General features: G+C 64.6%; 6 protein-coding genes. 5 read left to right on the top strand and 1 reads right to left on the bottom strand.

The window, feature by feature from the left end; all coding sequences use genetic code 11:
* The 5 genes from AN233_RS17510 to AN233_RS15235 all read left to right on the top strand — a co-directional run.
* Nucleotides 1-477 (top strand): hypothetical protein (locus AN233_RS17510; protein ID WP_218055106.1); only part of this gene is annotated, 477 nt, incomplete at its 5' end.
* 1,120 nt (nt 478-1,597) lie between these two features.
* Entirely contained in the window at nt 1,598-2,239 is a 642-nt protein-coding gene (locus AN233_RS15250) for an Era-like GTP-binding protein (protein WP_058367616.1), read from the top strand.
* Complete coding sequence (locus tag AN233_RS15245) at nt 2,239-2,640, top strand: DUF2073 domain-containing protein (protein WP_058367615.1); 402 nt, start codon at nt 2,239-2,241, stop codon at nt 2,638-2,640. The genes AN233_RS15250 and AN233_RS15245 overlap by 1 nt, the downstream gene beginning before the upstream one ends.
* A 13-nt stretch (nt 2,641-2,653) precedes the next feature.
* Entirely contained in the window at nt 2,654-3,391 is a 738-nt protein-coding gene (locus tag AN233_RS15240; protein ID WP_058367614.1) for a Zn-ribbon domain-containing protein, read from the top strand.
* 295 nt (nt 3,392-3,686) lie between these two features.
* Nucleotides 3,687-4,871, top strand: coding sequence for an aspartate kinase (locus tag AN233_RS15235; protein ID WP_058367613.1), 1,185 nt, complete (start codon nt 3,687-3,689; stop codon nt 4,869-4,871).
* 213 nt (nt 4,872-5,084) lie between these two features.
* Here the strand turns inward: AN233_RS15235 and AN233_RS15230 are convergent.
* Nucleotides 5,085-5,599: IMP cyclohydrolase (locus tag AN233_RS15230; RefSeq protein WP_245626091.1), on the bottom strand; the 515-nt coding region annotated here is incomplete at its 5' end.

Below are 5,599 nucleotides of genomic sequence, written 5' to 3'. Positions count from 1 at the left end.
GTGCGGTTCTGGGTCGGGTGGGTTCGGATTACCCGAACCATCGACCGTGGCGTCGCCACCGACCGCGGCATCACTATCGACCGCGGCATCACTATCGACCGCGGCATCACTATCGACCGCGGCGTCGCCACCGGCCGTGGAGTCGCCATCGACTCTATCGGCCGTGGCGTCGCCATCGACTGCGGCGTCACTATCGGCCTCGTTATCCGTCTCTGTCGGAGTCGCGGCATCGGGCTCCTCGTCGTCGGCGTCGGAAACGGCCCCGTCGTCAGTCGCGGACGCGGCATCGGATCGCGACGCGGTCTGTTGGTAGTCGTCGTTCGTGTCGTCCATGTATACCCCCCAATTTCAGGTGGAAAACGCGCCCGGGAACGTAGTCAGACAGTCCCTATCTGCCGAATACGAGCCTTCCGGCGTGAATATATCCATCGGGCGCGTCCAATTGATGCAGACGAACCAGATGAACAGACGGAATAAAAGTGTTCCCCTCTCCAGTTGAAGCGGGGGGCGCGTGGACCACCATCGATCCGGACTGCATCGAAGCGGCGGCGATATCGATGTTGATGAGCGACCGAGAGACGGTCGGAATCGGCCGGTATCCCTGATAAACAATCGAGAAATTGGTAGCCCGTGGTTGCAGTCGATAATTAGGGGGCAGCATTTCAGGTGGATGTGGGAGGGAGAATCTCTGCTCGTCGTTTTTCGTCGGAGAAGTGCGTCACATTGAGATCCTCCCCACCCTGAAGGGCGAAGTTTTAGCCTCGCATCTTCGATAACATCGAGGCTAAGTGGGCGAGGCTAAGTGGGCGAGGCTAAGTGGGCGAGGCTAAGTGGGGAGCGTTTCGACTGAACTGAGCGCTTCGACTGGATTGCAACTGAAGGGAGTCGTTTCCTGGTTGAGAGCAGCCTGGTCAAGTCGACACGAAACGGAAGGCATCCGACACGAAGCGGAAGGTATCGGTTAGAACAGGCCGATAAGTCTGAAAACACGTCGTGTATCACGGGTGCCTTCGTCTCGAGAGAGTCGTGTTTCGTGGTTGTCGACGGGAAACGGTGGGTGGTGGGGTGCCCCCCACCCCTTTGTTTCGTGTGGAACTGGGAATGGTGGGGTGGGGGGAGGGGTATATTATTTCCGGTGGTTTTAACACATGTCTACTAGAACAGTATCCGTAATACAGGAAGACAGGAAATATACCGACCGTTCTTTCTTGTTAGTTGACGCTTCTCTGCGAGAACACCCGCCGAACGACGAAAGCCACCCTCCACCACCTACCGTTCCACACGAAACGAAGGGGTGGGGGAGGGACACCCCTCGTCTCGTGTTCGAGCGAGGTGACTGCCCATCCGTAAAGTGAAGCGACCGCGAATCCGGAGAACGGGACGACCGCGAATCCGGAGAACGGGACGACCGCGAATCCGGAAAGCGATCGCCCATCTAGTGAACACTCTCGCGGTCGAGCGGTCACGGCCGGTCGCTTGACCGGTGGCTTCGAGGCGTCTTCCCCGGTTCTGTAGGTGTGTCTGACGCAGTTGTTAAGTGAGAGCGGCGAAGAGAGTAGCTACAATCCCCGCGCGAGAGAGGGAGGCCGGAATCAGGATGGGACTGCTCACAAATCTACGGGACAGCGTATCACGGGTCACGGATCGGTTGTTCACCGACAGCGAACCCAAACGTATCGGTATCTACGGCCCGCCGAACGCCGGGAAGACGACGCTCGCGAATCGGATCGCGCGCGACTGGACCGGCGACGCGGTTGGACCGGAGAGTCACATTCCGCACGAAACGCGGCGGGCGCGCCGTAAGGAGGGCGTCGAGATCGAGCGCAACGGCCGCAAGGTGACCATCGACATCGTCGACACGCCAGGCGTCACCACCAAGGTGGACTACAAGGAGTTCCTCGACCACGAGATGGAAAAGGACGACGCCGTCCGCCGGTCGCGCGAGGCGACCGAGGGCGTCGCGGAGGCGATGCACTGGCTCCGCGAGGACGTCGACGGCGTCATCTACGTGCTTGACTCGACAACGGATCCGTTCACGCAGGTGAACACGATGCTCATCGGCATCATCGAGTCGCAGGATCTGCCGGTGCTCATCCTCGCGAACAAGACGGACCTGCCGGAGTCGAACGTCCAGCGCGTTGCGAACGCCTTCCCCCAGCACGAGACGATCCCGCTGTCGGCGCTGGAGGGCGAGAACATGGACGAAGTGTACGACAAGATCGCGGAGTACTTCGGATAATGCCCGAGGTCACCTCCGACGAATCGGCGGACGAACCGGACGGTGGCGTCCAGATCGACCTCATCAGCGGCGCCCGGATGGAGGGACTCACGAGCATGGAGAAGATCCGGCTCATCCTCGACGGCGTCCGCGACGGCAACATCGTCATTCTTGAGGAGGGGCTCTCCCCGGACGAGGAGTCGAAGCTCATCGAGGTGACGATGACCGAGATCAGTCCCGACGACTTCTCCGGCATCGAGATCGAGACCTACCCCCAGTCGCAGGCGACCGACCAGAGCCTCCTCGACCGGCTGATGGGCCGCGAGTCGGCCAAGAAGCTCACCGTCATCGGCCCGGCCAATCAGCTCGAAACGCTCCACAAGGACGAGACGCTCATCAGCGCGCTCGTCTCCCGGAAGTGACGCCCCTCCGGTAATGCCTCACCAATGTACCTCCTGCGGACGGACGTTCGCGGACGGCTCCAAGGAGATGCTCTCCGGCTGTCCCGACTGCGGCGGGAACAAGTTCCAGTTCAAGCCCCCGGGAGCGACGGATCCTGACCCGGAGCCAGGGTCCGGGTCCAGCGACCGCGACGCGACCGCTCCAGCCGAAACGGAGGGGCAGACCGCCTCCCGCGACGACGCCGAACCGCGGACGCGGTCGAACTCCGCTCGGCGGACGGCGGACGCGACGACGGACGCGACGACGGACGCGACGACGGACGCGACGACGGACGCGACGACGGACACAACCACGAGCGTCACGACGGATGCGGAGACAGACGCCGCAGCGAGCGGCGCCGAGGCGGACCGTGTCGAAGCGGGCGACGACGCTGCGACCGGGCCCGAGGTCGACGCCGAGGACCGCGCGCAGGCCAGCGCCCGCTCGGACGTGGTCTCGCCCGACGAACTCCCGGATACGGACGGCACGTCCTCTCGACCCGAAACTGGGGGCGACGATGGGGGCGGTCCCCACGCCGACGAACGTCCCGGACTCGACTCGCTTCGCGAGGAACTCAACGACCAGTTCGAGAGCATCCGGATCGTCGGCCAGGGCGAGTACGAACTGAACCTGATGGAACTGTACGACAGACAGGAGTACATCATCTCGCTGCGCGAGGACGGCCGCTACGTCATCGAGATGCCCGGCGACTGGGGTCCGGACGACGAGTAGTCGACGCCAACAACCGAGCAGGCGACGCCGACGATCGGGCAGCGGCCCCAACGACCGAGCAGGCGGCCCCAACGACCGAGCAGGCGGCCCCAACGACCGAGCGGACGACGCTCATCAGTCGAGGCGTTTCCGTTCGTTTCCGGCAGGCGAAACGTTCCTGAAACATCAGGTCATCGGAGCGCCGTCTCGGTGTTTTCTCTCCGGCAACGGTTGGACAAGAGGACACAGTTATGCGGCTTCCTCGTCTATGCGGGTTCATGCCCGAGCGTCACGTTTCGAGAGCCGGAGGCCGTCGATGCGCGTAGTCGCGAAGTTCGGCGGCACGAGTCTGGGGAGTGGAGACCGCATCAACCGCGCGGCCGACTCGGTCGCGAAGGCGGTCGAGGAGGGCCACGAGATCGCGATCGTCGCGAGCGCGATGGGATCGACGACGGACGAACTCCTCGACGAGATCACGTTCGAGGCCGACGACGCCGACCGCGCCGAGATCGTCTCGATGGGCGAGCGGACGAGCGTCCGCATGCTCAAGGCCGCGCTCGCGGCCCGCGACGTGGACGCGGTGTTCCTCGAACCCGGCCATCCGGACTGGCCGGTCATCACGAACGAACTCGGCGAGGTGGACGTCGAGGAGACGCGCGCCCGCGCCCAGCAACTCGCCGCCGAGATGGACGGCGTCGTCCCGGTCATCACGGGCTTCCTCGCGGAGGACCACGACGGGAACGTCACGACGCTCGGTCGCGGCGGTTCCGACACGACTGCGGTCATGCTCGGCAACTACATGGACGCCGACGAGGTCGTCATCGTCACCGACGTGGAGGGCGTCATGACCGGCGATCCGCGAGTCGTCGAGGGGGCGCGCAACGTCGGCCGGATCACGGTCGACGAACTCAGAAACCTCTCGTTCCGGGGCGCGGAGGTCGTCGCCCCGAGCGCGCTCTCGTACAAGGGGACCGACCTGGCGGTCCGGGTCGTCCACTACCAGCACGGCGACTTACTCGCGGGCGGCACGGAGATCGAGGGGCAGTTCGAGAACCTGATCGACATGCGCGAGGAGCCGCTCGCCTGCCTCACGGTCGCCGGCCGCGCGATCAGGAACCGGCCGGGGATCCTCGCTGACCTGTCCACGCGCCTCCGCACGGACGAGATCAACATCGACGCGGTCGCGTCCGGCATGGACTCGGTCACCTTCTACGTCGACGTGGACCGTGCGGAGGCCGCCGAGGCCCTGCTCCACGAGGAGGTCGTCACCGACGACGCGCTCTCGTCGGTCACCGTCCACGACCCGGTTGCAGTCATCCGCCTGTCCGGCGGCGAGCTCCCGAACCGCCCCGGGATCATCCAGGAGATCGTCTCCCCGCTCGCGGAGGCCGGGATCAACATCATCGACCTGATCACCAGCGCCACCTCCGTTGCGCTGTTCGTCGACTGGGACGACCGCGAGGAGGCCCTGGAGATCGTTCAAGAGGAGTTCGAGGCGTAGCTTCCGCGGGCGCAGAACCGAACTACGGGCACATCCTCGAGACACGGAACCGGACTACGGACACGGAACCGGACTACGGACACGGAACCGGACTACGGACACGGAACAAAACTGCGACGCTGAGGATTTCTGTCAGAAGTGGCGTTGAGGATCTCTGTCAGAAGTAGGCAACACATCGACCGTCAGGACTGCTTCCCTCACAGATAAACGGGGTCAGTCGCCGTTTTCGAAGGCGAGGGAGACACCGTCCGCGTCCACCGTCGCCCCGGCTGCACAGACCGGGTGCTCGAAATCACTCGCGAGCACCTCGACCGCGGCCTCACCCGCGGTCGCGGCGTCGAGACCGAACGGTTCGGGCGCGTCCTTCTCGTAGGTCGCGACGAGCGTCGGCTCGTCGACCTCCTCCACCAGCAGCGCATCGCGTCGGACCGTCCCGATCGTCGCGGTCTCTGCCCCAACGACCCCGGCGATCCGGGGGGTGTCGTAGTCGTCCTTCTCGAAGTCGAGTGCGAGGAGGGGATTCGCGAGCGCGTCGCGGGCGGGGTACCCCCGCTCCAGTTTCTCTGCGATCGGGTCGACGTGCGAACCGTTCCCGACGACAGCGAGCGTCTCGCCCGCGGGCGTCTCGACCGCGCGCGCACAGTTGTAGGAGATGTAGGGATTGTCCGTCTCCGGGGCGTCGGGGGTCGGCCCCACGGTCAGCGTCCCCTCGCGGTCGACCACGCGGC

Source organism: Haloparvum sedimenti (genome assembly GCF_001462205.1).
Taxonomy (GTDB): Archaea; Halobacteriota; Halobacteria; order Halobacteriales; family Haloferacaceae; genus Haloparvum; species Haloparvum sedimenti.
This window is presented reverse-complemented; position numbering and strand designations above follow the sequence as displayed.

Excerpts from the sequence above, each read along its gene's own strand:
- AN233_RS15250 (WP_058367616.1), top strand. The coding sequence starts at position 1,598 with ATGGGACTGCTCACAAATCTACGGGACAGCGTATCACGGGTCACGGAT.
- AN233_RS15245 (WP_058367615.1), top strand. The coding sequence starts at position 2,239 with ATGCCCGAGGTCACCTCCGACGAATCGGCGGACGAACCGGACGGTGGC.
- AN233_RS15240 (WP_058367614.1), top strand. The coding sequence starts at position 2,654 with ATGCCTCACCAATGTACCTCCTGCGGACGGACGTTCGCGGACGGCTCC.
- AN233_RS15235 (WP_058367613.1), top strand. The coding sequence starts at position 3,687 with ATGCGCGTAGTCGCGAAGTTCGGCGGCACGAGTCTGGGGAGTGGAGAC.